This is a genomic window from Moorena sp. SIO1F2, assembly GCF_010672755.1.
In the GTDB taxonomy this organism is placed as follows: Bacteria; Cyanobacteriota; Cyanobacteriia; order Cyanobacteriales; family Coleofasciculaceae; genus Moorena.
Genome location: NZ_JAAHFV010000064.1, coordinates 1 through 23,735, shown reverse-complemented (window position 1 = coordinate 23,735; position 23,735 = coordinate 1). Strand labels below are relative to the sequence as shown.

Genomic DNA, 23,735 nt, shown 5'->3' with positions numbered 1-23,735 from the left:
CTCGAAATTCCAGTTCGATCCATTTCTTGTGAAGGCTCTAGTAATTTTAGCCACCCTGAGATTGACTGAGGTCTTCGCTTTGCATCTAATTCCATCCCTTTGAGAATTGCTCTTCTTAAAGCTGGGTTGCTGACGAATTTTTCGGCATCTTGTTTTTGAGGGTCTTTTTTACTTTTTATTTCATTTTCCCGGTCTCTGCTACTAACTGGTTGCTGTCCGGTTAACAAGAAATATAAGGTGGCGGATAAGGCATAGATATCAAGTGCTGGGCCTGCTCTAAAGCGGCTTAGTTGTTGCTCGGGTGGAGCATAATATTCAGACCATTGTCGTGTTAGGTCTATTGTCCGGTCGGGAACAAATTCCCGGGCGATGCCAAAATCAATCAGGATTGCTTCGTCGCTTCCATGTCTTACTATAATATTACGAGGGTTGACATCTCTATGAATCAACTTATCCTCATGCATTGCTGCCAATGCATCGCCAACTTGCTGAATATATTTGATGGCTTGTTCCTCTGGAATTCCATTCCCTGGTTTAGTGAGTTTCTGTAGGGTCTTTCCCTCGATATATTCCATCACCAGGCAAGGACGGTTTATTGTTGGTTCATAAAAGTACTCTATGAATTTAACAATATGGTTATGGTTAAATTGGTTGAGTCGCTTCGCTTCATCTTTAAATTTTTCTCTTTTACTTTGTTCAGTATCGGTTAATTCCTCTTTTCCAATTTTTATAGCAACAATCTCTTCCTGACCATTGGGTAAGTGACGAGTGGCTTGGTAGGTCATTCCAAATGTACCCTCTCCTTTATAACCTTGGATGGTATAGCAGCCTTCTTTAATAGAAGATCCTGATTCTAACCTTGTCATTGGATAATTTATATTTAATTGTTTTGGATAAGATTGTTTTGCAAATCGTCTAGTTTTTTCTCTAACCTATCGATTTGGTCTTGGTAACTATCTTGGACTTTATCTTCAAAGGTGGATTTGTCCAAACCCTCTCTTTCTTCCTGTTCAGATACTTTGATCCCACCAGGCATAACGTGAGCAAGTAGATAAAAACTAGCTCTACTGGAGAGTAATATGAAAATAATAACAGTGGCAGCACCTAATCCTTGGACTATCAGTTGACTGGGATTGCCTCCGCGCAAGAAGCCTTGAGCAGGACCGTTTCCAATAGCGTAAGCCCAGCCCAAATCACTGTCTGGTCCGATACTAAACAATCCCACCGCCAGGGTTCCCCATAATCCACAACCAAAGTGAACCGGAATAGCACCAACTGGGTCATCAATTTCCCACCAATCTAATAGTTCAGTAACAAGGGGCACAAGAATTCCTCCCCCGATAGCCCCAATCACTACTGCGTCTAATAAATTAACGTAAGCGCAGGGTGCAGTGATGCTAACTAATCCCCCCACAATGCCATTGATGATAAAGGCAAGATTGGGTTTACTGTATCTGACAAAACAAAAGATAATCGAGACAATGGCACCGGCTGCGGCTGCTAAAGCAGTGGTTAAAACAATGTGAGGAATGGCCGGAGAAGTGGCCTCTAAGGTAGAGCCAGCATTAAACCCAAACCAACCTAGCCAGAGAATCAGACATCCCAAGGTGGCAAGGGTGATATTATGTCCGTTTAAGGGTTCAATTTTCTTGTCAAACTTAGTTTTTGATCTTGGACTAAGTTTAGATAACTCTGCTGGCTTAATTTCACGATATTTATCAGCCCTTGCCCCCAGGGCGATGGTTCCCATCAAGCCAGCAGCTCCTCCCACGGTGTGGACTACCGTTGAACCGGCAAAATCCCAAAATGCCAAGTTCCCAGACCCTCCGAGACTGATCTGGTTCAGCCATCCAGACTCCGACCACGCCCAATGTCCGGTGATGGGATACAACAATCCCACTAGGAAGAAACTGAAGAGTAGAAAGCTCAAAAATCTCATGCGCTCGGCCACTGCTCCAGAAACAATGGTTGCTGCGGTGCCAGCAAATACTAATTGAAAGAAAAACTTGGCTTCCCTCATAGCCAGAGAGTCAGAACCACCGGGGTTAAAAATGTCCTGGCCACTAAAAAAGAACCCTTCAGTCCCGATCCAGGGATTGTTACCACCAAACATCAATCCCGCTCCGCAAAGCCAGAAGGCTACGGTGGCGATACTGAACACCACTAGGTTCTTTGCCAAAATGTTGATCGCATTTTGCTTGCGACAAAAACCGGTTTCCAATAAGCAGAATCCCGCATTCATAAAAAATACCAAAGAGCCTGCTATCACTAACCAGATAATATCCAGGACGTCCGTCAGTTCATCGTCTATTGGGGCAGTGTCTTGAGCCACTGCGCTATGACTCCACACCAGCACGACCATCATAGCTAGTGATATACCAGGGTAGACGCATCTTATTTTGAAATGCCTACTGGATATGAGATTCATAGGATAGGTAGTTTTGCTGATTAATTTTTACTGATTAATTTTTAAATAAAATATTTGTCTTGATGCAGTAGCGACTGGTGGAAACCCCCTGATTAAAGCGCTGCATTGGTTCTGAGTAAGGCTTCTAGAATTTAGATGGGTTTGACCTGAGTTAAATATATAATTAGACCATAACAACCATCTTTTGTGGCTGTTTGGGTATTACCCTAGGGTCTAAGATACTGCTCCAGCTATATCAGCTTAGCTTAGGACAATATAAGTTCACTTAAAATCATCTCTAAATCATCAGGTGCCCTGGGAGTATGTCACTTATAGCATTTCTCAATTGGTTGAGGTGCTTTTGTGGTGGGTTAATCGGAGCAGAGACTTCGTAACAGGGAGTAGAGATGCAGCTCTGTGCTGAGGGTTTCACCCTTTGGCCGACTGCATCAAGACACTGACTGTCCCTCATAAGTACGATAAATTCTATATATAGTTGATTTTTTATTCAACGTTGACCTGCTCTCGGTGCTCTTCAGGACTTATCCCTTTTTGACTAGGACAAATTCCCAGGGATTCTGATGTTTACAGTAGCAGCTACAGAATCCCACCCAAGGTACCCATCCCCTAACCTAGAAGGGGGTAACATCTGCAATGCGCTTCCACCAAATTATGGAGCGGGGGCGCAGGGGGGGATAATATTTTTATTATAGCATATTATAGCAATACGCATTCATGTATTGACAAATTCAAATGAAGCAGAATTGCTAAAGCCAATCTCACTCCCTCAGGACTTACGCAAGTGCCCCCGTTGGTCCCCCAATTCTGGGGGACTTTGACATCATTACCCCCCAGAATTGGGGGGCAGGGGGGCAAAACCAACTAAACTTCGTAAGTCCTATCCCTTATAGGTGCGCGCCTCCTAGGCCGGGGAACCCGGCCTAGGGTCGCACCTGTTGCTCATGGGAAACCACGGCAGTTGCTGATGGTGGCAATGCCCTTTGGCAACGTTATTTACCTACTCCCTACTCCCTACTCCCTAAAACCTAGGACGAAATTACCTCTCTCCATTAAGACCTGCTATATACTGCAAATAAGATAAGGACTTTTAGTAAATAAGGATACAGGTGATTGGCTTATTAAACAAGGGTCTAAGGAATCTCTGGCTTCGTGTAGTGGTTCCCAAAAGCGAAAAGTGTCTAAGCAATATCTGGCTTCGTGTAGTGCTTTCCTTCATTATTGCTTACTTATTTCTAGTGATATTAAGTGTATTGGAGCAAAGAATAACTAAAAAGTTTTTCGAATCAAAAACAACTGAAACCGAACAAGTTTGCTCACCTCAAGACTCACTCTGGGAATGTTTGGAAAAGCAACTATTATTAGTCTGTAAAGTGGACAATCTTGAAGGTTTCGCTCTTTTATTTGGAGCGTCTCTTTACATGCTTGAAGGTCTAGAGCGCAGACAAAGGATAATCTATGAGGCATGGCAAATCGTTGATAATGCCGCAGGAGCAGGAGTAGCTACTAGCTATGCCAGAATCAAAGCCCTTGAGGTTTTGAACAACTATGGTGTTTTGATGAGGGGGTTGGATGCCCCAAAAGCCGATTTGACTGACATTGACCTGGCGAATGCTATACTCAATAAAGCTACTCTCAATGACGCTGAACTTAGTGGAGCTAACCTTACTGGAGCTGATCTCAATAAAGCGAAGCTTACTGGAGCTAAGCTTAATACAGCCAAGCTTAGTAAAGCATTGCTGATCGGAGCGAACCTCAGTTTTACTGAGCTCAGTTTTACTGAGCTCAGGAATGCTGATATCAGGAGGGCTGATATCAGTGGTGCGAACCTCAGTGGTGCAGACCTCACTGGTGCGAATCTCACTAGTGCGAACCTGACTGGTTCGGATCTCAGATATGCCAAGCTCAATGGTGCGAACCTCAAACATGCGGATTTCACTGGTGCAGATTTCACTACTGCGAACCTCAGTGGTGCAGACCTCAGTGGTGCAGACCTCACTAGTGCCAACCTTGAAGGCATCTTGTGGAATCAACAGACGAAGTGGACAAATGCTATAGGTTTGGACAAAGCCGAGAATGTGCCCGATGCGTTGCGACAAAAGCTTGGTCTGGGATAGGGAATAGGGAAAGAGAGGGGGCGTTGGAAGTATCTGGCGAGATCGGGTAATTAAGTGGAAATAATCTTACAAGCCCAGTAAAAATTTCAGTGCGTTCGCGCAGCGGCTCGTATCGAGCATCGCTTCCAGTTTCACTCCCGTCAAAATCATATCCAGTCCCAGAGCCACCTGCATCACCCCAAACACAAAACCAAGCACTCTTAGAGTCACCGGTTTGATGAGATTCAAAAGGGGATGGGCGACCAACATTACCCCTAAGTTGAGTACCATAACCAATAATAATAGCAAAAACATAGAACCCGGAGCAATTGCCATCCGTCCAAACATGGCGCTCATAGTCACCACAACAGCAATGCCATAGGGAGTTAAAATACTGGGAAAAACTAAAGGATTAATCGTTAATTTCAGAGAAGGATTTACAGGGGTAGCATCCTTAGTTGTGGGGGTATTATACTGAGCTAATACTGTTCGCAGAGCCACTAAAAAAAGGATAATACCTGTTGCGATTAGCATTGCTGAGAGGTCAATTTGCCAGGATTTCAGTACATTTTTGCAAAGTAGTGCTACCGCAAAAATAACTAACGTAGATATGCCAAAACCCCGTAAAGCAAGCTGGCGACGCAAGGCCGGATCCGCATTAGCTGTCAGCTTCACAAAGGGTACAATTAGCTTGAGTGGACCGACGGTAAGTAAAAAGATAATCAGGATATTGAATGCCCCAAATCCCTCAAAAAGTTGCTCAAACAACACCTGAGTTTTAGCATCAATCTCAGCCTTGATCGGTATGGCAATTTGATTGCTCGATGATTCCATAACCTGGGCTGAGATTATGGTGTTGCTTAATAATGGAATGATTTTAAGAGTGAGGTGGAATGGCCATCTTGGTGGAACTTGCATCTTGCCAGTTTCATGCTTATTTCCGGCGGGAATGATTTGAAGAGTGAGGTGGAATGGGCATCTTGGTGGAACTGGCATCTTGCCAGTTTCATGCTTATTTCCGGCGGGAATGATTTGAAGAGTGAGGTGGAATGGCCATCTTGGTAGAACTGGCATCTTGCCAGTTTCATGCTTATTTCCGGCGGGAATGATTTGAAGAGTGAGGTGGAATGGCCATCTTGGTAGAACTGGCATCTTGCCAGTGTCATGCTTATTTCCGGCGGGAATGATTTGAAGAGTGAGGTGGAATGGCCATCTTGGTAGAACTGGCATCTTGCCAGTGTCATGCTTATTTCCGGCGGGAATGATTTGAAGAGTGAGGTGGAATGGGCATCTTGGTGGAACTGGCATCTTGCCAGTTTCATGCTTATTTCCGGCGGGCAGGATGCCCACTCTACTCCTATTCATGGAAAGATTCAGCAACGCTGTTTGCCCAGTAAAATCCTTTGCCAGTGAGGGAGATGGCGGTGTAGGGATGGTGGCTGTGGCACTGTTAAGTGCTAACATCGAGGCAAAATAAGCCGATGCGATCGCTATTCCTAGAATTCTCAACAACCTATCCATCTCTCCATCTCCCCATTCCTACAAGGAAAAAAAATACCAATTAAAGTAGGGTGGGCAACGTTCTTTTATCTACAAAACTGAAAAGAACCAAACAGTTTTTGCCCACCCTACAAGCTACAAGGAAAAAAAATACCAATTAAAGTAGGGTGGGCAACGTTCTTTTATCTACAAAACTGAAAAGAACCAAACAGTTTTTGCCCACCCTACAAGCTACAAGGAAAAAAAATACCAATTAAAGTAGGGTGGGCAACGTTCTTTTATCTACAAAACTGAAAAGAACCAAACAGTTTTTGCCCACCCTACAAGCTACAAGGAAAAAAAATACCAATTAAAGTAGGGTGGGCAAAGTTCTTTTATCTACAAAACTGAAAAGAACCAAACAGTTTTTGCCCACCCTACAAGATTTTCTACCGCAACTTCATATTGCTAAACAGCTTTGCCACTGGTTCCGGAAGATTAGGTAGATTGGGTAAGTCTGGAGTCTCGGACATAGCAAGGCCCGTGAGGTTGTTATCCTTGATCAGCCGTGGAATTTCGTCGAGAGCAAAAACCATGCCCCAGTCCCGCTCTGCGTTTGCCACACCTTTGCGATCGCCCCCCTTCAAGGAGTCAACGAATCCCTCAAAGGTTTCCTGACCTGACAGCTCGATGTAATGAGCTGGTGTATCGGTGGAGTTCCAGAAAGCATGGACAATGCCCCGTGGCTTTTGGACATAGCTTCCCGCAGGAGCTGTAAACCTTAGTCCATCTGCACCCCCAATCTCGAAGACAAGTTCACTCGATATCACGTAGACCAGTTGATCGCAAAACTTATGGCTGTGGGGTGACAGCAAGTGACCGGGATTGATCACACCCTGCATCACTGAGAAATCACCACCCATGTCTCTGGATCGAGCCATGATAATCATGTCCGTGGCTGTCCTTTCTCCTTCACCAGGTTTCTTGAGGAGATCCTGGGCATCAAATCGATCGTTTACATTATATTCACTCATTGTTCTACTCCTTTAATCTTGCTTTGCTGAAAAATTCCTTGAGTAAATTTAAAAGTGCAACCCTGTCATCAAATGCCTTAAAAATGGCAAACCGATAATGCAGCTCATGGGGCACTATAATGGTTTTGAAGCTATCAGCTATCAGCTATCAGCTATCAGCTATCAGCTATCAGCTAATGCGCACGCTACGCGAACAGCTTTTGAATGAAAGAGGTAAGCATTCGTTTAATCTCAGTTCTCTGGCCTTTTGGCCTTTTGGCCACGCTACGCGAACGGCCACGCTAAGCGAACGCCCAAGCTAGGAATTAATAGTCTTTGGCTTTGAGTCCGTTGAACTTGTCAGCCGAATAGCTTGTTTTAAGCTGACGGCTGAGAGCTGATAGCTGTTCGCGTAGCGTGCGCGTAGCGCATAAGCTGACGAGCTTTCTATAACCAAATTGCCATCTTTAGCAGAGGTGTGATAAGGACAATGGGCGCACCAAATCGGACATTTCACGACAGATTGCACAAACCCGAAATGCTAGCTAGCGTGGTGGCGAGTACCGTAGCTTATGCAGTGGCACGGGGAGTGGACATGGAACAGATCACTGCCGCCACAGGACTAACCCGTACCGATCTGCTCGATCCCGATGCCCATCTGTCTCAACATCTGGTACCAACGGTATGGCGCTTACTGACCAAGGCTTACCCAGGGGAAGCGATCGCACTCCACATGGCCAGTGCTACTCCCTTCTCATACTTTGGAACACTAGCCTATGGAGCTAGATATGCTGAAAATCTCAGAGAAGCTTTGCAGAACTTAGTGCGCTATCGGTCTGTGCTATCGGATCAACTGCAAATCGCCCTGATTGAGTCCTCCTCAGAGGGCATTTTACAAATGCATCATCCCATGGATGCCGAAGATGGGGGTTGCGCTGCTGAAGTGGGACTAGCTTTGGGGTTGCGCTATATGCGGGAAATTCTAGGAGCAGATGATATCCTTGTGCGCGCGGACTTCACTCACCTGCCCTTCGGACCAATCCAGGTTTATGAAGAGTTCTTTGGTAGCCCAGTATGCTTTCAACAATCCCACAATGCCCTTGTGTTTCGTCAAGGGGCTCTAGACCTACCCACCAAACAGCCTGATCCGGATCTGTTTCGTTATATCCAGAGCCATCTAGACCTAGTGCGAGCACGGTTAGCAGGTTCTAGTGATTCTCCAGAACTATCTAGGATCCGGAATGCGATGCTCGATACGAGCCGCTACGCGAACGCTCACAATGCTGAACGTTCTGAATATGGTGCAGAAGCCCTAGCACGACAGATGAACATGAGTCTTCGTGCTTTGCAACGCTTGACCCAAGACCATGGTATCACCGTTCGGCAACTGTTAGACGAAACTCGTGAAGCAAACGCACGACAATTCCTCAGTGACCCCAGACTGAGTATCGAAGCCATATCGTGTTTGCTCGGTTACTCAGAAGATCGTGCATTCCGCAGAGCCTTCAAGCGTTGGACCGGGCACACCCCTGCCGAGTTCCGGCGGAATGTTGGATAAGTATTTTAGTATACCCAATTAAACAGTTATAGCGTTTCTAGGACTCATGAGGTACACAGGATTGTTTCACTCTCGGCTCTTGCCTAATCCCTGCTCCCTGCTCCCTGCTCCCTGCTCCCTGCTCTATCAATTTAAGTCTGAACTAACCTGTAACGTGTAACTTTCCGTTTTTATTCCCTGATCACCACCAACAACTTAACAACAATGGTAGAAACAATCCAAGCTAAAGACATCACCCTCAAGCAATTAAAAACCCTAGTCAATCTTCAGCTAGTTAACGATAACCAATTCTTTCACGAGTGGCAAGAAAACTTACCAGAAATTAGCGAATTACAACAGCAATTATTAGATGACGTTAAAGCTGGTTATTTTAATTTACTCTATTACCCACCCTTACTAGAAAAAACCGTTAATCTCGCCATCCTATCCCCCCTGATATTTATCGGAAAATTTTATTTGGAACCCTTTCACATCAAAGCCGAAAAAACCGTAGATATTTCTGTTGATGACCACGGCATTATTGTCAAAGGAAGCATTGATACCCTAGTCTTACATAACGAATTTTGGATGACGATTATCGAATCCAAACAGGCTAGCTTCTCAATAGAAGCTGGACTACCCCAACTTCTGGCCTACATGTTAGCTAATCCCCACCCAGATCAACCAAGCTATGGCATGATTACCACTGGTGGTACCTTCATTTTCATCAAACTAGTTAACGGTGAAAAGCCCAGATATGCCACATCTGCTGAATTTTCACTGCGCAATCCCGGAAATGATTTGTATCAGGTGCTTCGGATTCTTAAAAAACTGAGTCAAATAGACATCTAGTTCTGAAGGGGTAACCAGCAGATTAAAATACTTAATAGCAATCCGTGTAGGAATTGTGATAATTTTTGATGCCATATTCCCAGGGAGTGCGCGTTCACGCTTAGCTTTGAAAAAGCGCGGGGTCGCACCGCTCCCTACTCCCTACTCCCTACTCCCTACTCCCTACTCCCTTTACTATATGTGTTATGAGTTACGACAGTACCCTTAAATATTTAGTTGAACAATATCCCCAAGCCTTTACCCGTTGGTTGTGGAACCAGGAACCACCAGAAGATATAGAAATTCTCAACACCGAATTAAGTACAGAACCAATTCGGGCAGATGCCTTGTTTTTTGTGCGGGTTGCTGATGCTATTTTGCATTTGGAATTTCAAACCCTACCCCAGTCTGAACCTCCCTTACCCCTGCGGATGCTCGATTATTGGGTGAGGTTGTATCGCCAGTATCGCTGTAAGATTGAGCAGGTAATAATTTTTCTGAAACCAAGCCGATTAGCGGGAGTATTTGTGAATCAATTTACCGAGCCGAACCTATCCTTCCACTACCGAGTGATTCGGATTTGGGAATGTGATCCACAACCGTTACTGACAACCCCGGGGTTACTACCCTTGGCAGTGTTAGCACAAGCTGAAGTCCCAGAAACATTACTCTCCCAGGTAGCAGCCAGAATCGATATGATTGAAGATACACAACAGCAGCGTAACCTATCTGCTTGCGTGCAACTGTTGGCTGGGGTGAAATTTGATGAGCAGTTAATCCAAGCTTATTTTCGGGAGGATATGATGCAAGAGTCGGTGGTTTATCAACGGATTATTCGTCAAGGATTAGAACAAGGATTAAAACAAGGATTAGAACAAGGATTAGAACAAGGATTAGAACAAGGATTAAAACAAGGATTAAAACAAGGATTAGAACAAGGATTAGAACAAGGATTAGAACAAGGATTAGAACAAGGATTAGAACAAGGATTAGAACAAGGAAAGCACAATGAGCTAAATTTAATTATCCGTCTACTTAACCGTCGCCTAGGTCAGCTCAATCCCCAATTACAGCATCAAATTGAGCAATTATCCTTGTCCCAGTTGGAGGATTTAGGGGAAGCGTTGTTAGATTTTGAAACCGAAGTGGATTTGAGCAATTGGTTGAACCAGTTCAGGGATAGATAATATCAAGTCTGGTTGAATACCCATAATTAACGGGAGTGTGGGGAGTGTAGGGAGGGTGGGGAGTCTGGGGAGATGGGGAGATTTTTATTAAGGGTAATTATCCTCAGATGAGATCAGATTCGCTACTGCCATGGTTTCCAAAGGGCTTTCAAGGTGCTCCCCCAAGCCATGGCACACAGCTGTCTTACCCCTACTCCCTACTCCCTACTCCCTACTCCCTACTCCCTACTCCCGAAAACCCCAAGGGCGTAAGTCCCTCACCCAATTGAAAACTGCTATCTATGGAGAATAGGGGATTCGAACCCCTGACCTCTGCGGTGCGATCGCAGCGCTCTACCAACTGAGCCAATTCCCCCTAGTAATTTGGTTTATTACTTTTGTTTATATGTTTATTCTAGCACCGGGACTAATATCCCTGTGCCCTTGTATGGTCTATATTTCTCCTACTGGCTCAGGTGATACCCCAGAATAGACCTGCTGCACCCGTTCTAATTCCAGCTGATTCAAATAATCGACAGTCCAGTTAGCGTGACGCTGTAGCATATGAAGGGGATAAGTACTAGCCACTCCTACCACTGGCATGCCAGCTCGCTTCGCCGCCTCAATTCCAGCCAAAGAATCTTCTATTACTAGACATTCCCCAGGTTTTAAGTTCAGGTTACCATAAACTTGATTGAGCCGCTCTACCGCTAGCAGATAGCCATCCGGTTCCGGTTTACTAGTAGTAATATCATCACCAGCAACAATCAAACTAAAATAGTGAGCTAAACCAGCGCGATTGAGCACCACTTCTACCTCATTCCGCAGTGCTCCAGTCACCAGAGCCATCGGTATCTGAGCACCCTGGATCTGAACCATTAAATCCTCCACACCAGGATAAATGGGCAAGGTTTCCATACTTTCTAGCTGACGTTGATAGGCAGCAGCTTTGCGGCTAATGAGCTGGTTTAAGTAATCCTCCGTAACCACCCGACCGCGACGCTTAAGTAACTCTCGCAGACAAGAGCGATCGCCTCTACCTGTACAAACCTGTCGAAACTCTTCGGAATCCGGACGCAAATTTTCCCCAAGAATAATTTCCTCAATTAGTTTCTCGTGAATCGGCTCATCATTGATTATTACTCCGTTAAAATCAAACAGAACTGCTTTCAAACTCATAAGTACCTAGACATAAATTCTGTTACTATTGTTGAGTAACTTAAAAAACATAACGTTACTCAACCCTCTTTTGCTCCCCGTTACCGGTTGCCTATTCCCTGATTTTAACAGTCAACTTTACTAATCTTAACAGTCAACGTTAATTGTGTCCAAGTGCTTACTGTAAAATTGCCCTATACCGCTGGAACCGGCACCCCTTGTGACGCAACATCATTTGGAAAACTCCCCTGAGATTGAGATTCCCAAACAGCTGATTTACCTACTGGCAAAGGTTTTAGACCCTGAGTTATTTGATGCAGCCACCACCATTGCGTAGTGCGCACTGCTTCAAAACTAGCTGCACCCATCCAAGCGTCAACACTACCATTAGCGTAAGCCTTGATATAGGGTTCTTCAAAAACTTCCGTTAGCCAATTCGCCTCCCGGATCGTAGTCTGATTCCCATCTAGAATCAAGACTTGTCCTCCCCCTTGCAGCAGTCGGAAGGATTCATGCAAAATCGACTGAGTTACCTTAGGTGGAGTTTCGTGAAACAACAGTGATGCCGTAACTAGATCAAAAGACTGATCAGCTAAACCCGTCTGTTCAGCCATACCATGAAGCCACTGAATATCGAGATTAGCCTTGTTAGCTTTGTAGTCATCCATGACCAGCATATAAGGTGACCAAAAATATCGGTTTCAAGCCTGGCCTTGGCCAAAAGGCCACGCGGGGCGCGAATGGCCACGCTACTTGAGGTGCCCATAAGCGGGCGAATTTTTCAAAAATGATGTGTTATAATCTAATTAAGTGTGTAGCCTAGCACAGGCAGGATTCGTCGGTACTGCCCTATTCCCCAACGACGTAAAGCGATGCTAGTACACGAGGCGCGAAAAACCTCTAAAACGCATGGATCTTAACGGATACCGAATACCAGTAAAATACGATTGCAAAATATTAACGTACCGTGGGGCACACGGAAACGGGAAATTCCAACGCTTAGGGAGATAAGCCCACGCTCGTTTAGTTAAATTAGGCTCGATACTTGGTTATGCATGAACCGGTGTTTGGCTTAAGTATTGCCTTTCAGGATAGCTAATTTTAAGGCGTGTCGTAGAACTAAGAATCCCCGTTATTACAGGACGGGGAGTGTCAAGGACCCAGGTTTCATTAGGGGGCAACGCATATTGGGTAATTGGGTCGTAGCTTGTGGCTGCACTTCCATTCAAGTAGCCCCCTTCAATACCATGGAAATTCTGAGTGCTGTAATAGTCAGGATAGATTAAATCAGGGTTATGGAAGCGATGCTCGATACGAGCCGCTACGCGAACGCACTCAGCTTCCCAATTCATAGTTTCGTCAAACTGCTGCAGCTTTTCAAAATCAATCAAGCTACCGATGATCGGGGATAAGAAACGGTCCCAAAGTGTATCTTGATTAACGGCCATAGTTATACCTGGAGATATCAAACCAACTCCTAACGCAGTATACCTTGAGGCTGATTAATCTAGCACCACACTCCTTACCGTGACCCTTTAACATTCCGAGCAAAGCGCTCCCGACCCTCTTGGAGATTAGCAGGAGTACCATTAGGGTAAGCTTTAGTAATCAGACTCTGGAGTTGTTCAATCCGATTACTAGGGTTAGGGTGAGTAGTGACATACTCCGGTGGTTGCCCACCCTGTCGAATCGAGTTAAGGACTTGCATCAGTTCAACGATTCCCCTAGGGTTATAGCCCGCTTGCGTCATAAACCGAAAACCAAGGCGATCGCTTTCTAATTCATCCTCACGTCCATACTTAAGGCTAACCATTTGATTAATCGCTTGGGCAAGTAGTGCTGCTTGCCTACCACTCTGGGCATCATCACTGGCAGCAATACCAACAGCATTAACCAATGCTACCCCAAGTTTCTGCTTGGCCAGATGTAGTGAACCAGAAGCTGCCGACTTTTTGACAATCCGCTCTCCCACCTGAGAAATATATCCTTGAAGGGCTTTATCTGGGTAAAGACCACCGTGTTGAGCCGCCATTTCCGTGCTTGTAACCCCATCACCACTTCCTGACGGGGGGAAAGTTGGATGCGCTGCTTTTCCCTAGTTACTGGATTTTCAGAGACACTGGTAAAGTAGCTCTACGCACCGATTATCTCCCAAATTCATCCATAGCAAAATACTATAAGACTTATAAGACTATTGTTGTGGAAGATATGATGAATTATTAGAGCCGTTATTATTTCTGTATTAGTCCTAAGAACTTACAGTTGTTTGGCCTAGACACCATCAAGCTATGACCCACCATATTTTAGTTGTCGAAGATGAAACCAAACTAGCCCAGTTCATTGAACTGGAACTGAAGTACGAAGGTTATGAGGTTAGTGTTGCCTCGGATGGGTTAGCTGGTTTGGGAGCAGCGCGGGAATCTAATCCAGATTTAGTAATACTCGACTGGATGCTACCGGGCATATCTGGACCAGAAATTTGCCGACGCCTGCGCAGTACTGGTAATCAGGTGCCGATTATCTTATTAACCGCTAAAGATGAAGTAAGCGATCGCGTTAGTGGTTTAGATGCTGGTGCTGATGACTACGTAGTCAAACCCTTCAGCGTAGAGGAATTATTAGCCAGAGTCCGAGCTCATCTGCGACGCAATCAAACCGAAGACCCCAACATCCTCCAATTTGCCGACTTAAGTTTAAACCATAGCACCCGTGAAGTCTATCGAGGTCAGCGATTAATTGAACTGACTGTCAAAGAATTTGATCTACTCGAATATCTTCTTGCCCATCCCCGACAAGTCCTCACCCGAGAGCAAATCCTCGAAAGAGTTTGGGGTTATGACTTTATGGGTGACTCTAATATCATAGAAGTTTACATTCGCTACTTGCGCCTGAAGCTAGAAGCCAACAACGAAAACCGTCTAGTCCAAACCGTGCGCGGTGTTGGCTACGTCTTGCGAGATTAGTCCTGAGTGCTTCAGTCGGGAGTGGGTCAGTCCACCCCGTCCATCCCAACTCCCGATTCCCGACTCCCGACTCCCGACTCCCGACTCCCTAAAAGCATGGAAAACTGCTATACCTAATACCCAAAACTCATATGGATGCGGGGATGGAGTTTTGCCCTTACTAACTTACCCCCTTGCAGATGTTCTTCCACAATTACCGGCACATCTTGTGGTTTGACTCGGCAATACCAAGTCTCCTCTGGAACAATCCGCACCGTTGGACCAGAACTACACTGTCCCTGGCAAGTTGTACCAATCACGCTAAAGTCAGAAAGATCAGCTTCCTCGAAGGCAGCCAGCACCTCAGCTGAACCGGCTGCTAAACAAGACTTATGTTGGCAGACTAAAACACAAGGCTTTTCGGTTTTGGCACTGTGTTGAGTAAAATCTGTTTCCACCTTAAGTTCAGTTAATATTAAGAATTATTACTCCCTTCATCATAGCCATTGACTTTTAGGCATAGTTTAATACCATTAACCCCTAAAATGCCAAATACCTGTTTTCAGTCCTGAGTCGGTTTTGAGGAAGCACAGTCTCCTGTTATGCACCAATGACCAATGAATAATTACCAATAACTCATTGCTCAACCATCCAATTGAATCGGAGAGCAGCTTAACATTAGAATGAAGACCACACTTCGAACCCAATTGTCCCTGAATCCGTCATGAATCCAAAACTCTTAAACAATCGCTACCGTGTCCTTGAGACTCTAGGTTCGGGTGGGTTCGGTGACACCTTTCTCGCCGAAGATATCCATATGCCCTCAAGACGGCGGTGTGTGATTAAGCAACTTAAGGCATTAGCTCATAATTCTAAAGCTTACAAGGTCGTCCAAGAGCGATTCCAACGAGAAGCAGCTGTTTTAGAAGCCTTAGGGGAAGCACATGACCAGATTCCAAGACTTTATGCCTATTTCTCTGAAGCCGAAAAGTTTTACCTGGTTCAAGAGTGGATTCGAGGCAATACCTTTACAACACAGGTCAGACAGGGAAAAAAATTTACTGAGATTGAAGTTAGGGAACTCCTAATTAGTTTGTTAAAAGTTCTAGAGTATGTCCACTCTCGCCGTATCATTCATCGGGACATTAAGCCAGATAACATCATTATCCGCCAACGAGATGGAGTACCAGTTCTGATTGATTTTGGTGCAGTCAAAGAAGCAATGAGTACCGTAGTCACCAACTCTGGCACCCCTCACCCAGCATCAATTATAATTGGCACTCCTGGCTATATGTCTTCGGAACAGTCAGCAGGACACCCAACCTATAGCAGTGATCTGTACAGTTTGGGGCTGACAGCAATTTTATTGCTAACGGGTAAAATACCACAGCTATTCCACACAGATGAGAGGACTGGTGAAATTTTATGGCGTCAAGATGCCCCACACCTTTATTCAAACCTAGGAATAGTGCTCGACAAAGCGATTCGATTCCATCCACGCGATCGCTTTATTAGTGCCAGACAAATGCTTGATGCTCTCCAATCTGACCCGGCATCACCTACGGAAGCCACAGTCCCCATGTCTCCCGGTGCCCCATCAACAGCCAACAAAGGTACCGTAGCAACAGTCCCCATTTCTCCCGGTGAGCCACCAGCCAACAACGGTTCAGTGTCCACTATTAAAGGCCCTTATCCAGTCACTGTAAAACAAAACGATAGTTACAAGGCAGTTTTAAAGGGAGGTTTAATCGGAGGCGGTATATTACTGATTGTGGTGGCTGTTGCTTCGGGATTCAACAAATTCTTGAATCCCTCTACGACCGCCTCATCCTCTAATCAATCTACATCAACATCATACCCAGACAACCCAAGTTCTCAAGAACCGCAAGATAAAAAAGTATCATCAAAAGACCCATTACCAGAAACACCATCATACCCATCACAGTCCCAGACCAATAACCCATCACAACCAGTAACTAAACCAGAAACACCATCATACCCATCACAGTCCCAGACCAAGGATCGATCATCCCCATCACAACCAGAGACTACCGTAACTGATCCGGTCACACCATCATCCCCATCACAACCAGAGACTACCGTAACTGATCCGGTCACACCATCATCCCCATCACAACCAGAGACTACCGTAACTGATCCGGTCACACCATCATCCCCATCACAATCAGACACTACTGTAAAACCAGTTCCAGTAACGACACGGAAACCTATCACCGAACCTTCACCCATCGTAGAAAACAAGACCAGTAACCCAAATCTTGCTCAGCTCAACGCTATTCCCAAATTTCCCCCAGGAACTCAGCGAAGAGCAGTGGAATATGCTTTAGGCAAACCCACAAAACAATCAAACGGCATGTGGAAGACTCGCGCTTTCCTTTATAAAAACGTTGTGCCCAATCATGTAGACCTAGGATACCTGTTTGATCGAAGTTCTGGGCGTCTGCGCCAAACGGAAGTTACCTTTTCGCAATCCGTTGACCTAGAAATCATGTCAGAGACCTTAAACAAGCTGCTCAGTAACAACATTTCCACTGACATTAAACAGGGACTGAAAGATGTATATCAGCGCAAGTCTAAGACCTATAAATTTTCCAGTGGTAACAATAACAGCTTGGAGGGTGTGATTCAACGAGACGGTAGCGATCGCATTTATATTGGTGTTTGGGAAGCGGATTTAAAGTAACAAGTAATCCTAATTCCCTGATCAAGACTCTAATGCTCAAAGCCCCCTGGCTGAAGGCTGAGGGATTAGTTATAAAAAGTTCCCTGTTTCCTATTGATCACAATTCATCACTAGGATACTTTTCTCTATTTAATCTAACATGAGAAAGATACTAATATTCGGCAACTCTGGAGCGGGAAAAACCACCTTAGCCTTAAAATTGCAGGTTGAGTTCAGCTTACCCATATTAGATCTAGATACTATTACTTGGATACCCGATTTACCAGGAGTAAGACGGGAAGATGCGGAAAGCGAGAGATTATTAATCGACTTTATTCAAAAAAATCCTGAATGGATAATTGAAGGATGCTACGGTAGTTTGATTGAGACAGCCGCCAACTATTCATCAGAGATGATATTTTTGAATCCTGGAGTTGAAAAATGCCTAGAAAACAATAAGAGAAGACCATGGGAGCCTCATAAGTATAAGACTCCCAAAGAACAAGAAGCGAATTTTGAATTTCTACAAACCTGGATTAAAGAGTACTATTCACGTGATGATGAATATTCCTTTAGGTGCCATGATAGATTATTCAAAAGGTTTAGCGGCAATAAAAGAGAAATCAATTAATCATGCGTTCGCGTAGCCTCGGCTTTGCCGAATCCCATTCTCTAATGCTAGGATTGTCCAACACCCTTTTTAGGATTTTATCACTCCCTCTAATTATTAAAATTAGAGGGAGTAGACAGTAGACAGAATTGCTGAAGTCATCATAATAATCCAGAATTAATGGGCAGCGCTCCATCGCTACTCCCTACTTCCTACTCCCTACTCCCTACTCGTGCTTAACCTAGGACAAAAGTACCTCACCGAATTTATAAATGCTATTAGTGGTAAATAGTTTGGTTTAACTCAAGCACTTGTCCGACATCCTTTGATTAGAGAATCTAACTTTTGTTGTGCAGCATAACGATTCAAATAAGCCGGATCATTAATATTTTTATTGCTGCCATAGTAGTTAGGTAATGACTGAATTTTGGAAGCTTGATTTTGATAAGATTGGCCGAGTAATCTATCAGTTAAAATAAGAGAAATAGCTTTATAAAAACGGGAAGCAAAATCTGTATTTTGCTGTAGCTTTTCCTGCAATTGCTGCCGACAAATTGACCAAACTACTGAGTCATTTACAGCCGTAACAGTAGCGGCAGGTAAACTTCGTGTTAGAAAAGACATTTCTCCCACTACTTCACCTCCCGATAATTCAGCAATATCTCTGCCCTCAACTGAAACTGTAAACTGTCCATCCAACACTATATACAGTGCATCAATCTCTTTCCCTTCTTCTATAAGCGTAGTATCGGCAATAATTTCTTTCTTGCTTCCTGTAGCAATCATCCATTCCACATCCCTATCACTCAATTCCTCTATCATCAAAAGTGTTTTTTTGATACCCTGCTTCCAGAGAGCTTCTACATTATGTAATTTTTCTATAGGAAGCAAGAATTCCTTATAATCATCAAAAAAAATTGCCCCTTGAGCCTTGAGAGCAGATATAATATCCTCAGTAAGCCCTAAATTATTACCAAATTTAGCGTTGTCTAAAATAGCATTACTAAAGTCAGCACCGGTTAGATTAGCATTTCTAAGATCAGCACCGCTCAGATTGGCATTCCTAAAAATCGTTCCCCTTAAATCGGCATTCCTTAGATTCACGTTTTCTAAGTTAACCCCGCTTAAGTCAACTCTAGCCAAGTCCTCAGAAAGATTTAGGTCAGCTATCTCCGACAGTTTAGAAAAATTAGTAGTGTTAGCGCTTTCAACACTTTTGATTAATTCTTCCAACTCTTGGTTAAATTGTTCGTTATTTACCGGTTTTAATTGTTCGTTAGTCATACTTGAGTACCACTTTACTTAAATAAGGTTTTAATTGGTGCTTTAGAAGCAGTAAGGCAATCTTTCTATCTAAGACTACATCTTTTTCCCGACTAATTTCGGAAGACCACAACCCTTCAGCTCCAGTCAGATGAACATCTGGCTTAAAAACTTCAAAGGTAGCTTCTATGTAGCACGGCTTTGCCATTACATCTATTGTTCCCAGCTCGACTTCCTTGAGTAATCCTTTAAACACGGGTTGACCCGTTTTTACCTCAAAAACCCAAGCCGGAGTTTCCTCTGACCCCTTCGTTGTGATCTGAGGGTCAATGAACTGAAACTCATCGGTTGTGCCTCCTGTATTTTTTTGACCATGGTTAGCTTTAACTCCAGGTTGATTTTTATCCCAACAAGCCTCCACTTTACTGTGATTTTCCTTACTCTCTTGCTGCTTCCTCTCTTTCTCAACATCAGGGTCAAATGAGCCACTGAAGTTACGGGCTTCCAAAGGGATCTTGCCATTTTTCAGCCTTAGCCTGAGTTCTCCACCTTTGAGTCCGAACCTAACTCGACCCAATGGCGTCTGCACCCACTGTTCATTAAATTGTATAGTCAGGTATAGCTTCAATTGCTCTATCTTGCGAGATGAAAAAATCCCTGTCGAGACTGGCTCAACTTTAAGCTCCATCGTCAGACAATCTGGAAATTTATTTTGCTTATTTTCCTCTTGTGGGATAAGCGGTGTCGATTTTATTTTGGACATGCTAAATTAGGATACAGAGGTTCACAGTTTACTCGCGAGGCAACCCTAAGGCTTATAGGCAAACGAGTTCATATTCACGTTTGCAAAGAATTGCTTCTAGGTTACTGATGACAGCGACCTCTGCTCGAATTGTTTGAGCAGAAATGCACGTAAAATCTAGTTAAACGTGAAATACACGGCATAATGAGCATCTCACGTTTAGCTGAAGACACCGATACAGCTTTACTGAAATGATCTGAACTGATCTATTAGTTCAAGTCCAGTTAATCACTTACAAAATAGTCTCTAGATTTTTGGGTAAGCGTAATCGGTAATGGGTAATCGTAAACTACCAATTACCAATTCCAAATCACCAATTCCAAATCACCAATTCCAAATTACATGATTTCGGATATGATAATTAGTCAATCAGAGATTGATATTATATTTCTTGACTAAGATATTTAATTAGTCAGAGACGCGCTACCCTGATCTGATAATTATGAGGGTATAATAAGATGCTTTGCCCTGAGATGATAAATTCTAAGACTTGGCTGACTAATCTTATAACTTTCACTAATAATCATTATTATCGATATAGTTAGATAAAGGTGTGATATCAATCACATCAACCGGTGAAGTTAATTACTGTATTCGGTGACTGGATTCACAGACTCGATTCAGTGACTGGATGGAGTTATTGAAATCAGCGTCTTCTCAAGCCCTAGGCGGGATTCCTCCGAAGGGGATGGTATGCGATCGCATCACCAGCAGTTGAGCTGGCTTGTCACCCCCTCATACCGAGTTGCATTCAAAGAGAGTAGATTGGTTGGATAGGGAGATGGGGAGATGGGGAGATGGGGAGATGGGCGGAAGAGAAAGTTGTACGTTTGACCGCAACTTGGTATCAACCACAAATGAAATGGGCAAGATGCCCGTTCTACAAAACTATTCAAATCATTCCATTATTAAGCAAGGCCAAAAAAAGGAGCCGATTGCGTCGGCTCCCAACTTATCTCAAGTCTGGTTAATCACTTACTAAATAGTCCCTAGTCGTCAGCTTTCAGCTTTCAGCTTAAGCGCTACGCGCACGCTACTTGAGGTGCTTTCAGTTATCAGCTATCAGCTTAAGCGCTACGCGCACGCTACTTGAGGTGCTATCAGCTATCAGCTATCAGCTATCAGCTTTGGGCCACGCTACGCGGATGGCCACGCTACGGGAATGGCTGAGGGCTGTTCGCGCAGCGTGAGCTAAAAGCTCAGGGCTGAGGGCTGTTCGCGCAGCGTGAGCTAAAAGCTCAGGGCTGATAGCTTATCGTCAACCAGACATGATAGTAGATATTACTTGATGCTAACTTTAGCACCAGCATCTTCCAGTTGCTTCTTAGCGTCCTCAGCAGCATCTTTAGCAATGGCCTCTTTAATCGCTTTAGGAGCAGATTCCACCAACTCTTTGGCTTCTTTGAGACCCAAACCAGTGATGGTACGTACCACCTTAAGTACAGCAATCTTCTTATCAGAGGGGAACTCTTCTAGAACCACATCAAATTCAGTTTTCTCCTCCTCTGGCTCAGCCTCAGCAGCTGGAGCACCAGGCATAGCACCAGGCATCATCATCATACCGCCAGCAGGAGCAGCAGCGCTGACACCAAAAGCCTCTTCGATCTGCTTAACCAGCTCAGAAGCTTCTAGCAGAGTCAGAGATTTTAATTTTTCGAGAATTTCATCAGTTGTAGCAGACATTGATATAACTCCTTTTAGGTGAATTGTTTAATGTATTGAGTGTTGTACTTGAGTGTTGTACAAATCTCCGAAAGGGGGAAAACCGAGTACTAGCTGTTGCCTTCTTCCTTGGCAGCAATCCCTTGGATGCATCGACCCAAAGAAGCTGGCACCTCGTTAATACTGCGACCCAAGGAGGCTGGTACCTCATTAATCCCGACAGCAAGTTTGCTAGCAATAGAATTAATCGCTCCAGCAACTTGCGCGATCAGTTCCTCCTTAGAAGGCAAGTCGGCAATTGCCTTAACTTGCTCTTCATTCAAGGCTTGACCTTGCATCACGCCGCCGCGAAATTCAGTCTTCTTGGCGGCTTTCTTAAACTCCTGGTAGGCTCTGATGGCACTACCAACATCGTCTTTGACCAGGAGAAAGGCTGAAGTACCACTCAGGAATTCTGTCATCGGCTGCCAGTTTTCGTCTTCTTGCACCGCAAGCCGCATGAAGGTGTTTTTGGTCACCTTGCAAATGGTGCCAGTGGGACGCAGACGATTCCGTAAATCGGTAATTTCAGCAACCGACAGCCCCTGGTAATCAATCACTACAGCCAATTGAGACTCACTCAAGGTTTGCTTGAGCTCCGCCACAATTGTCTTTTTTTCGTCAAGTGTTCTACCCATTTTGTTAAGTGTTAATTGGTTAATTGTTAATTGAAAATAAATAAAAATAAATAAAAATAAATATTATTTATTTTCAATTGACTCTCAACCAAGAATGATAAGTATTGAACGGTCGATCGCCTTTGGCGGAAGCTTCGCTTCATCGCGTAGCGTGTGCGTAGCACATAGATCTGACTGATAACAAATAACCAAACTAAAACCCCGGAGACTTAGCCGGGGTTAAGGGTTGTATCATTACCGCGTTCGCGTAGCGTGTGCGTAGCACAATCGCACTCACTGTAGGATCAGTGCCTGGGCAGATGATACATAGTACTTTAACCTCGGCAGGATATTAAGCTAGTTACTCCTGCTGTCTTCAGCGCAAGCCTTCTTCAATTGTCTAGTTTGTCTAGCCGAATTTTAGGATGATTTCTAATCTACGTTTTAAGCAGCATCCTCAAGCTTGAGTTCGCGCAGGATAGCGATATCCACTTCAATCGATGGACCCATGCTAGCAGACACATATAAAGTGCGCCAATAGCGACCTTTCGCGCCAGATGGACGATTGCGGTCGATAGTTTCCTGCAAAGCCTTCAGATTCACCAGTAAGTCTTCGGGGCTAAAGGATGCCTTACCAAACATAACATGAACAATGCCAGTACGGTCAGCCCTAAATTCTAGTTTACCAGCTTTGAATTCTTGAATTGCCTGAGCTATGTCATTAGTAACTGTACCACCTTTAGGAGAAGGCATCAAGCCCCGTGGTCCGAGGAGGCGACCCAATCTCGCTACTTTGGGCATCATGTCCGGCGTAGCAATGAGCCGGTCAAAATCCATCATCCCGTTTTGAATTTCTGCAATTAACTCCTCAGAACCGGCAATGTCTGCCCCTGCATTACTAGCTTCCGAGACTTTTTCACCCCGAGCAATCACTGCTACTCGTATCGTCTGACCTGTTCCCTTCGGTAAAGCCACTGTAGTGCGCAGTTGCTGGTCAGTATACTTTGGGTCAATTCCTAAGCGAATATGGGCTTCAGCCGATTCCGGAAATTTGGCCGTGGCTGTTTCTTTGAGGAGTTTGAGAGCTTCTATGGGTTCGTAAGGTCGCTCTTCAACCTTCTTTTTTAGTTCTTGTAATCGACGCGATGGTTTCTTGGGCATCTGTATCTCCTGGGGTACTTAGCGAAGTAAAACTCCTCCCCCTCTATGGTTTACGTTAATACATTGGAGTTGAAAGTTGAAAGTTGAAAGTTGAAAGTTGAAAGTTGAAAGTTGCAGGTTACAGCCGATACTTTTTAGCTACCAAAATCTACTTTGCCGATTTTAGCCCACTAATGCAAGCTGCTTAAGCAGCCAGGGGGTATCTCCCAAGGCCAAGATAGGTTTTGTTCCGCTCTTGGCGCAATTATCTG

27 protein-coding genes, 1 tRNA gene and 1 other annotated feature are annotated in these 23,735 nt (G+C 44.4%); of the genes, 11 read left to right on the top strand and 17 right to left on the bottom strand.

Translation table 11 applies throughout. From position 1 onward, the window contains the following. The 3 genes from F6J94_RS11010 to F6J94_RS11000 form a co-directional block, all read right to left on the bottom strand. Positions 1-866 (bottom strand): serine/threonine-protein kinase (locus F6J94_RS11010; RefSeq protein ID WP_293039788.1); only part of this gene is annotated, 866 nt, incomplete at its 3' end. 14 nt (positions 867-880) lie between these two features. Continuing rightward, positions 881-2,365 carry an ammonium transporter gene (locus tag F6J94_RS11005; RefSeq protein WP_293039786.1) on the bottom strand — a complete coding sequence of 495 codons (1,485 nt, stop codon included), beginning with the start codon at positions 2,363-2,365 and terminating at the stop codon, positions 881-883. A 340-nt stretch (positions 2,366-2,705) separates the two neighbouring features. Continuing rightward, complete coding sequence (locus tag F6J94_RS11000) at positions 2,706-2,879, bottom strand: hypothetical protein (protein ID WP_293039784.1); 174 nt, start codon at positions 2,877-2,879, stop codon at positions 2,706-2,708. 967 nt (positions 2,880-3,846) lie between these two features. Here F6J94_RS11000 and F6J94_RS10995 point away from each other — a divergent pair. Next, positions 3,847-4,542: a pentapeptide repeat-containing protein gene (locus tag F6J94_RS10995; protein WP_293039782.1), complete on the top strand. Its 696-nt coding sequence runs from the start codon at positions 3,847-3,849 to the stop codon at positions 4,540-4,542. 66 nt (positions 4,543-4,608) lie between these two features. Here the strand turns inward: F6J94_RS10995 and F6J94_RS10990 are convergent, their stop codons facing one another. Both F6J94_RS10990 and F6J94_RS10985 read right to left on the bottom strand, forming a co-directional pair. Beyond that, a complete protein-coding gene (locus F6J94_RS10990; protein ID WP_293039780.1) occupies positions 4,609-6,042 on the bottom strand; it encodes a MarC family protein in 1,434 nt (477 codons plus the stop codon). 407 nt (positions 6,043-6,449) lie between these two features. Next, the gene (locus F6J94_RS10985; RefSeq protein ID WP_070394144.1) at positions 6,450-7,034 is read right to left on the bottom strand and encodes a cupin domain-containing protein; all 585 of its coding nucleotides are present in this window, start codon (positions 7,032-7,034) and stop codon (positions 6,450-6,452) included. Between the two features lie 119 nt (positions 7,035-7,153). Here F6J94_RS10985 and F6J94_RS10980 point away from each other — a divergent pair, with 119 nt between their 5' ends. Beyond that, the gene (locus F6J94_RS10980; RefSeq protein WP_293039778.1) at positions 7,154-7,336 is read left to right on the top strand and encodes a hypothetical protein; all 183 of its coding nucleotides are present in this window, start codon (positions 7,154-7,156) and stop codon (positions 7,334-7,336) included. Here the strand turns inward: F6J94_RS10980 and F6J94_RS10975 are convergent. Next, positions 7,333-7,530, bottom strand: a complete 198-nt coding sequence (locus F6J94_RS10975; protein ID WP_293039777.1) for a hypothetical protein — start codon at positions 7,528-7,530, stop codon at positions 7,333-7,335. The two genes, F6J94_RS10980 and F6J94_RS10975, sit on opposite strands and share 4 nt — an antisense overlap. Before the next feature lie 21 nt (positions 7,531-7,551). On the opposite strand from F6J94_RS10975, the gene F6J94_RS10970 reads away from it, so the two are divergent. The 5 genes from F6J94_RS10970 (at position 7,552) to F6J94_RS10950 (ending at position 10,860) form a co-directional block, all read left to right on the top strand. Next, positions 7,552-8,571: an AraC family transcriptional regulator gene (locus F6J94_RS10970; protein ID WP_293039776.1), complete on the top strand. Its 1,020-nt coding sequence runs from the start codon at positions 7,552-7,554 to the stop codon at positions 8,569-8,571. Positions 8,572-8,775: 204 nt separating this feature from the next. Continuing rightward, positions 8,776-9,402 carry a restriction endonuclease subunit R gene (locus F6J94_RS10965; RefSeq protein WP_293039775.1) on the top strand — a complete coding sequence of 209 codons (627 nt, stop codon included), beginning with the start codon at positions 8,776-8,778 and terminating at the stop codon, positions 9,400-9,402. A 55-nt stretch (positions 9,403-9,457) separates the two neighbouring features. After that, positions 9,458-9,610 carry a hypothetical protein gene (locus F6J94_RS10960; protein ID WP_158069700.1) on the top strand — a complete coding sequence of 51 codons (153 nt, stop codon included), beginning with the start codon at positions 9,458-9,460 and terminating at the stop codon, positions 9,608-9,610. Beyond that, positions 9,588-10,568, top strand: coding sequence for a DUF4351 domain-containing protein (locus F6J94_RS10955; protein WP_293039774.1), 981 nt, complete (start codon positions 9,588-9,590; stop codon positions 10,566-10,568). Before F6J94_RS10960 ends, F6J94_RS10955 begins: the two co-directional genes overlap by 23 nt. A 130-nt stretch (positions 10,569-10,698) precedes the next feature. Beyond that, the gene (locus F6J94_RS10950; protein ID WP_293030205.1) at positions 10,699-10,860 is read left to right on the top strand and encodes a hypothetical protein; all 162 of its coding nucleotides are present in this window, start codon (positions 10,699-10,701) and stop codon (positions 10,858-10,860) included. Here F6J94_RS10950 and F6J94_RS10945 read toward each other — a convergent pair. From F6J94_RS10945 to F6J94_RS10925, 5 genes are all read right to left on the bottom strand, one after another. Continuing rightward, positions 10,851-10,923 (bottom strand) — tRNA-Ala (locus F6J94_RS10945). The genes F6J94_RS10950 and F6J94_RS10945 overlap by 10 nt on opposite strands. A 77-nt stretch (positions 10,924-11,000) precedes the next feature. Further along, a complete protein-coding gene (locus tag F6J94_RS10940) occupies positions 11,001-11,726 on the bottom strand; it encodes an HAD family phosphatase (protein WP_293030202.1) in 726 nt (241 codons plus the stop codon). A gap of 173 nt (positions 11,727-11,899) precedes the next feature. Continuing rightward, a complete protein-coding gene (locus F6J94_RS10935) occupies positions 11,900-12,373 on the bottom strand; it encodes a class I SAM-dependent methyltransferase (protein WP_367142191.1) in 474 nt (157 codons plus the stop codon). Positions 12,374-12,754: 381 nt separating this feature from the next. Then, positions 12,755-13,153: a hypothetical protein gene (locus tag F6J94_RS10930; RefSeq protein ID WP_293039773.1), complete on the bottom strand. Its 399-nt coding sequence runs from the start codon at positions 13,151-13,153 to the stop codon at positions 12,755-12,757. Between the two features lie 74 nt (positions 13,154-13,227). Next, positions 13,228-13,737 carry a M48 family metalloprotease gene (locus F6J94_RS10925; RefSeq protein ID WP_367142190.1) on the bottom strand — a complete coding sequence of 170 codons (510 nt, stop codon included), beginning with the start codon at positions 13,735-13,737 and terminating at the stop codon, positions 13,228-13,230. 256 nt (positions 13,738-13,993) lie between these two features. On the opposite strand from F6J94_RS10925, the gene F6J94_RS10920 reads away from it, so the two are divergent. Beyond that, positions 13,994-14,668 (top strand): response regulator transcription factor, encoded by a 675-nt coding sequence (locus F6J94_RS10920; RefSeq protein WP_293029555.1) that lies wholly within the window; start codon positions 13,994-13,996, stop codon positions 14,666-14,668. Between the two features lie 113 nt (positions 14,669-14,781). Here F6J94_RS10920 and F6J94_RS10915 read toward each other — a convergent pair whose 3' ends face one another. Continuing rightward, positions 14,782-15,105 carry a (2Fe-2S) ferredoxin domain-containing protein gene (locus F6J94_RS10915; protein ID WP_293029561.1) on the bottom strand — a complete coding sequence of 108 codons (324 nt, stop codon included), beginning with the start codon at positions 15,103-15,105 and terminating at the stop codon, positions 14,782-14,784. A gap of 266 nt (positions 15,106-15,371) precedes the next feature. On the opposite strand from F6J94_RS10915, the gene F6J94_RS10910 reads away from it, so the two are divergent. Both F6J94_RS10910 and F6J94_RS10905 read left to right on the top strand, forming a co-directional pair. Then, positions 15,372-17,351, top strand: coding sequence for a serine/threonine protein kinase (locus tag F6J94_RS10910; protein WP_293039772.1), 1,980 nt, complete (start codon positions 15,372-15,374; stop codon positions 17,349-17,351). Between the two features lie 139 nt (positions 17,352-17,490). Next, positions 17,491-17,961, top strand: coding sequence for a shikimate kinase (locus F6J94_RS10905; RefSeq protein WP_293039771.1), 471 nt, complete (start codon positions 17,491-17,493; stop codon positions 17,959-17,961). A gap of 282 nt (positions 17,962-18,243) precedes the next feature. Here F6J94_RS10905 and F6J94_RS10900 read toward each other — a convergent pair whose 3' ends face one another. Together F6J94_RS10900 and F6J94_RS10895 are read right to left on the bottom strand one after the other, a co-directional pair. Further along, the gene (locus tag F6J94_RS10900) at positions 18,244-19,224 is read right to left on the bottom strand and encodes a pentapeptide repeat-containing protein (protein ID WP_293039770.1); all 981 of its coding nucleotides are present in this window, start codon (positions 19,222-19,224) and stop codon (positions 18,244-18,246) included. After that, positions 19,217-19,966: a hypothetical protein gene (locus F6J94_RS10895; RefSeq protein WP_293039769.1), complete on the bottom strand. Its 750-nt coding sequence runs from the start codon at positions 19,964-19,966 to the stop codon at positions 19,217-19,219. Before F6J94_RS10895 ends, F6J94_RS10900 begins: the two co-directional genes overlap by 8 nt. 836 nt (positions 19,967-20,802) lie before the next feature. On the opposite strand from F6J94_RS10895, the gene F6J94_RS10890 reads away from it, so the two are divergent. Continuing rightward, positions 20,803-20,976, top strand: coding sequence for a hypothetical protein (locus tag F6J94_RS10890; RefSeq protein WP_293018654.1), 174 nt, complete (start codon positions 20,803-20,805; stop codon positions 20,974-20,976). A gap of 310 nt (positions 20,977-21,286) precedes the next feature. Here F6J94_RS10890 and rplL read toward each other — a convergent pair whose 3' ends face one another. The 3 genes from rplL to rplA all read right to left on the bottom strand — a co-directional run bounded on the left by rplL (position 21,287) and on the right by rplA (position 23,484). Further along, a complete protein-coding gene (gene rplL, locus F6J94_RS10885) occupies positions 21,287-21,688 on the bottom strand; it encodes a 50S ribosomal protein L7/L12 (RefSeq protein ID WP_293039767.1) in 402 nt (133 codons plus the stop codon). Positions 21,689-21,777: 89 nt separating this feature from the next. Further along, positions 21,778-22,344 (bottom strand): 50S ribosomal protein L10, encoded by a 567-nt coding sequence (rplJ, locus tag F6J94_RS10880; RefSeq protein ID WP_293039765.1) that lies wholly within the window; start codon positions 22,342-22,344, stop codon positions 21,778-21,780. A 184-nt stretch (positions 22,345-22,528) separates the two neighbouring features. After that, positions 22,529-22,721: a sequence feature (ribosomal protein L10 leader region), on the bottom strand. A gap of 46 nt (positions 22,722-22,767) precedes the next feature. Next, entirely contained in the window at positions 22,768-23,484 is a 717-nt protein-coding gene (rplA, locus tag F6J94_RS10875; RefSeq protein WP_293039763.1) for a 50S ribosomal protein L1, read from the bottom strand. Positions 23,485-23,735 lie beyond the last annotated feature (251 nt).

Bases quoted from the DNA above. Each gene is read 5' to 3' on its own strand.
- F6J94_RS10985 (WP_070394144.1), bottom strand. From the start codon at position 7,034: ATGAGTGAATATAATGTAAACGATCGATTTGATGCCCAGGATCTCCTC.
- F6J94_RS10925 (WP_367142190.1), bottom strand. From the start codon at position 13,737: ATGGCGGCTCAACACGGTGGTCTTTACCCAGATAAAGCCCTTCAAGGA.
- F6J94_RS11005 (WP_293039786.1), bottom strand. From the start codon at position 2,365: ATGATGGTCGTGCTGGTGTGGAGTCATAGCGCAGTGGCTCAAGACACT.
- F6J94_RS10950 (WP_293030205.1), top strand. From the start codon at position 10,699: ATGGTTTCCAAAGGGCTTTCAAGGTGCTCCCCCAAGCCATGGCACACA.
- F6J94_RS10965 (WP_293039775.1), top strand. From the start codon at position 8,776: ATGGTAGAAACAATCCAAGCTAAAGACATCACCCTCAAGCAATTAAAA.
- rplL (WP_293039767.1), bottom strand. From the start codon at position 21,688: ATGTCTGCTACAACTGATGAAATTCTCGAAAAATTAAAATCTCTGACT.
- F6J94_RS10930 (WP_293039773.1), bottom strand. From the start codon at position 13,153: ATGGCCGTTAATCAAGATACACTTTGGGACCGTTTCTTATCCCCGATC.
- F6J94_RS10920 (WP_293029555.1), top strand. From the start codon at position 13,994: ATGACCCACCATATTTTAGTTGTCGAAGATGAAACCAAACTAGCCCAG.
- F6J94_RS10995 (WP_293039782.1), top strand. From the start codon at position 3,847: ATGCTTGAAGGTCTAGAGCGCAGACAAAGGATAATCTATGAGGCATGG.
- rplJ (WP_293039765.1), bottom strand. From the start codon at position 22,344: ATGGGTAGAACACTTGACGAAAAAAAGACAATTGTGGCGGAGCTCAAG.
- F6J94_RS10910 (WP_293039772.1), top strand. From the start codon at position 15,372: ATGAATCCAAAACTCTTAAACAATCGCTACCGTGTCCTTGAGACTCTA.
- F6J94_RS10890 (WP_293018654.1), top strand. From the start codon at position 20,803: ATGGGGAGATGGGCGGAAGAGAAAGTTGTACGTTTGACCGCAACTTGG.
- F6J94_RS10990 (WP_293039780.1), bottom strand. From the start codon at position 6,042: ATGGATAGGTTGTTGAGAATTCTAGGAATAGCGATCGCATCGGCTTAT.
- F6J94_RS10970 (WP_293039776.1), top strand. From the start codon at position 7,552: ATGCTAGCTAGCGTGGTGGCGAGTACCGTAGCTTATGCAGTGGCACGG.
- F6J94_RS10895 (WP_293039769.1), bottom strand. From the start codon at position 19,966: ATGTCCAAAATAAAATCGACACCGCTTATCCCACAAGAGGAAAATAAG.
- F6J94_RS10980 (WP_293039778.1), top strand. From the start codon at position 7,154: ATGGTTTTGAAGCTATCAGCTATCAGCTATCAGCTATCAGCTATCAGC.
- F6J94_RS10900 (WP_293039770.1), bottom strand. From the start codon at position 19,224: ATGACTAACGAACAATTAAAACCGGTAAATAACGAACAATTTAACCAA.
- F6J94_RS10935 (WP_367142191.1), bottom strand. From the start codon at position 12,373: ATGGATGACTACAAAGCTAACAAGGCTAATCTCGATATTCAGTGGCTT.
- F6J94_RS11000 (WP_293039784.1), bottom strand. From the start codon at position 2,879: ATGAGGGACAGTCAGTGTCTTGATGCAGTCGGCCAAAGGGTGAAACCC.
- F6J94_RS10955 (WP_293039774.1), top strand. From the start codon at position 9,588: ATGAGTTACGACAGTACCCTTAAATATTTAGTTGAACAATATCCCCAA.
- F6J94_RS10940 (WP_293030202.1), bottom strand. From the start codon at position 11,726: ATGAGTTTGAAAGCAGTTCTGTTTGATTTTAACGGAGTAATAATCAAT.
- rplA (WP_293039763.1), bottom strand. From the start codon at position 23,484: ATGCCCAAGAAACCATCGCGTCGATTACAAGAACTAAAAAAGAAGGTT.
- F6J94_RS10905 (WP_293039771.1), top strand. From the start codon at position 17,491: ATGAGAAAGATACTAATATTCGGCAACTCTGGAGCGGGAAAAACCACC.